2 protein-coding genes are annotated in these 3559 nt (G+C 61.9%); both read right to left on the reverse strand.

What is annotated here, in order from left to right; genetic code table 11:
* The coding region (locus tag AC6FTP_RS26125; protein WP_497209833.1) for a DUF1501 domain-containing protein at nt 1–1308 on the reverse strand (1308 nt) is incomplete at its 3' end.
* A gap of 20 nt (nt 1309–1328) precedes the next feature.
* On the reverse strand, nt 1329–3410 hold the full coding sequence (locus AC6FTP_RS26130; RefSeq protein WP_497209834.1) for a DUF1549 and DUF1553 domain-containing protein: 2082 nt from the start codon (nt 3408–3410) through the stop codon (nt 1329–1331).
* Nucleotides 3411–3559 lie beyond the last annotated feature (149 nt).

Raw genomic sequence — 3559 nt, forward strand, 5'->3', positions numbered from 1 at the left:
CTCCTTCACCACTTTCCCCTTCACGTCAGTGAGCCGGAAATCACGGCCGCCGTGGCGGAAGGTGAGGCGTTCGTGATCGAGGCCGAGCAAATGCAGCATCGTGGCGTGCAGGTCGTGGATGTGGACTTTGCCATCGACGGCTTCGTAGCCGAGCTCGTCCGTTACGCCGTGGATGTGGCCGGCTTTCACACCGCCGCCAGCCATCCACATGGTGTAGCCCTTGTTGTTATGCCCGCGCCCGTCCTGGCTGGCGTCATCCGGTGTGCGGCCAAATTCGCCACCCCAAAGCACGAGCGTATCGTCAAGCAGACCACGCTGATCGAGGTCTTGAAGCAACCCGGCGATGGGTTTGTCGATCTGGGCGCAATTGCGGATCATGCCGCTGTAAAGTGAGCCATGCAGATCCCACTCGAGGTGGCTGATCTCGATGAAGCGCACGCCTGCCTCGGCAAAGCGTCGCGCGAGCAGGCACTGCCTGCCAAAGGTCTCTGTGGGCGATTTGTCCGCGCCGTAGAGCTTGAGCGTTTCTTGGCTCTCGCCGCTGAGATCCATCACGCGCGGCAGCTCGCCCTGCATTCGGAAGGCCAGTTCGTAGCTCTGAATGATGCCTTCCACACGCGGATCGGCGGTTTGGGCGAGCAAGTCACGATTCATCGCCTGGAGGAGGTCGAGTTGCTCGCGCTGCGCGGAGTTTTGCAGGCGTGGATTCGTGATGTCGCCGAGCGTGAGCTTCGCGCCTGGCCGATTCGCATCGCCCAGCAGTGTGGCGGAGCATGCGGCGGGCAAAAACGAGCTGGAGTAGTAGCGCAGGCCGCCGAGCGCTGTGAGCGGATTTATCGAGATGAAGCCCGGCAGATCGGCATTCTCCGTGCCGAGCCCATGCACAGCCCACGCGCCCATGGAGGGCCGCACAAACTGAAAACTGCCCGTGTGGAGCTGCTCCAGCGCCTGCGGATGGTTTTCGTTATCCGTCGTCATGCCACGCAGCAGGCAGAGCTTGTCCGCATGCTTCGCGATCTCCGGCATCAGTTCCACCACGTCGATGCCGCTCTGGCCGTGTTTGGCGAAATTCCACTTCGAGCCGAGCAGCTTCACGTTGGCTCGTCGTCCCGGCTGGCCGGTGCGTTTCGTGAGTTCCGGCTTCGGATCAAATGTCTCCATCTGCGATGGCCCGCCGCGCATGCAGAGGAAGATGACGCGCTTCGCCTTTGCGGGGAAATGCGGCCCCTGCGCATGCGCAAGACCCGAAAAGGCCAGGGCACCGAATCCAGCGCTGGTATGGCGGAGCATTTGTCGGCGTGAGATCATGGGGCTCATAAGGGTTGAGTTCAGCGCAACACACGAAACTCCGCCGAGGCCAGCACGGTCTGGCAAAGGCTGGTCCAGCGTTCTTCGGAGGCGTTTTGACCGAGAAATGCGGAGGCGCGGCGCATTTCGATCTCGGTGGGCTTTCGGGCAAAGGCCAGCTCATACAAACGCGTGAGTCGCGAGGGCACATCCGTGCCGCCTGTGGTCACACGGCGTGCGAGATGCCCCGCCTGCTCGATCATCCACGGGTTGTTCATGAGATGTAGTGCTTGTGCGGGCAGGGTGCTCTCCTCACGCTGCGCCACCGGTCGCTCTGGCGGTGCGAAATTGAAGAGGGTGAAGATTTCCGGCAGCGTGCCGCGCACGACGGGCAGATAGACGCTGCGATGCTCATCCACGATGTCTGCCGTGGTCATGAAGGGCTTGAAGGTGAAAAGCTCGGCGTCCCGCTGCGGATGGTAGCGATCCAGAAAGGGTTTCTGCGGCGGATATGGATCGAGCTGGCCGCTCACGGCGAGCACGGCATCGCGCAGCGCCTCGGCCTCGATCAAACGCGGCGTCATTCGAGAGAGCCACACATTGTCCGGGTCGGCATGATGGGTGCGTGCGGATGACTGGCGGTAGGTGCGGCTGAGCACGATTTCTTGGATGAGCCACTTCACCGACCAGCCTTCCTCCATGAACCGCACCGCGAGGAAATCGAGCAGCTCCGGGTGCGATGGCAGTGCGCCCGTGATGCCGAAATCATCCGGCGTGGTGACGAGTGCGCGGCCAAAAAGCTTCTGCCACACGCGATTCACCATCACGCGGGCTGTGAGCGGATTGTCACGATGTGTGAGCCACTGGGCGAGTTCGAGACGCCCGCTTTGCTTCGGCGAAGGCGCTGGCACATCCTTGATCGAAATGATACGCAGAAAACCGCGCGGCACCTTGTCGCCGAGGTTCGTCGTCTCGCCGCGGATGTGTATGCGGCTGTCCTCCGGTTTGTCGCGATCACGAGCACCCATGGCCCACGCGGGTTGAGGCGGCGCGGCTTCCTTCAGCTCCTCCACGCTTTTTTCCAGAGCGGCCACTTTGACATTCCAATCCGCCACCTTGGCCTCCATCTCAGCAATCTCGACGGCGAGTTTTTCCTTCTCCGCACCCGCGAGTGTTGCTAGCACCCGCTTTTTCTCGGGGATGCGTTTCGAGACGCCGTAGCGTGCCGAACGAGCTTCATGCATCGCCAGCATGTCCGCATCCAGCTTTTTGAAGTAGGTGAGCGCCGCCGGTGCGAGCTTCTCCGCATCCGCGCCGAGCGCATGCCACTCCGTGTGATGAAACGCGGTGGCCTTGATGCCGCGCGGGCCGTAACCGTGGAGCGGCTGCGTGCTGCGCAGGATGCCCGCCAGCGCGTAGTAGTCCGCCGTTGGGATGGGATCAAATTTGTGATCATGACAGCGTGCGCACGCCACGGACAGTCCGAGCACGCTGCGGCTGATCGTCTCGATCTGCTCATCGATCACATCCATGCGGTAGATCTCCGGCTTCTGCTCCTCCAGCGCCTTCGCGCCCAGCGCGAGGAAACCCGTGGCCGTGAGCAACTCATCTCGCCGCGCCAGATTCTTAGCGGGCATCAAGTCTCCGGCAATCTGCTCGCGGATGAACTCGTCGTAGGGTTTGTCGACGTTGAATGAAGCGATGACGTAATCGCGGTAACGCCACGCATGGTAAAAGATCACATTGCGATCGCGGCCGTTGCTGTCGGCGTAACGCGCCAAGTCCAGCCAGTGACGCCCCCAGCGTTCGCCAAAGTGCGGGCTCTTCAAAAGAGCGTCCACGTTTTGCGGCAAGTCAGCCTCGCTGGGCACCTCCGCAGGCGGCAGACCGGTCAGATCAAACGAGAGCCGCCTCACGAGGCTGCCTGTGTCCGCATCAGGATTTGGTGAGAGCTTCTGCTCCTCCATCTTCGCGAGGACAAAGTGATCCAGCTCCCGCAGCGGCCAGTCCTTCGCCTTCACCACAGGCAAAGCGGCCTTTTTCGGCGGAACGAGCGACCAAAGCTCCTCCGCGCCCATCGCAGGAAGGACGATCCACATCAGGCATGGCAGGAGGCAGCGCATAACATTCAGCGATTCAAAAACTCAGCACTTCGGGCTGGGCCGGACACACGTCCCTCCGCGTCCACGGCGCTGACCTCGAACACATACGTCGCGCCGATCAGAAGCTGGCGGCTGAGGTCAAGTTTATGATCCGCTGTCGAGATGGCGGC

Source organism: Prosthecobacter sp. (assembly GCF_044378005.1).
Lineage (GTDB): Bacteria > Verrucomicrobiota > Verrucomicrobiia > Verrucomicrobiales > Verrucomicrobiaceae > Prosthecobacter.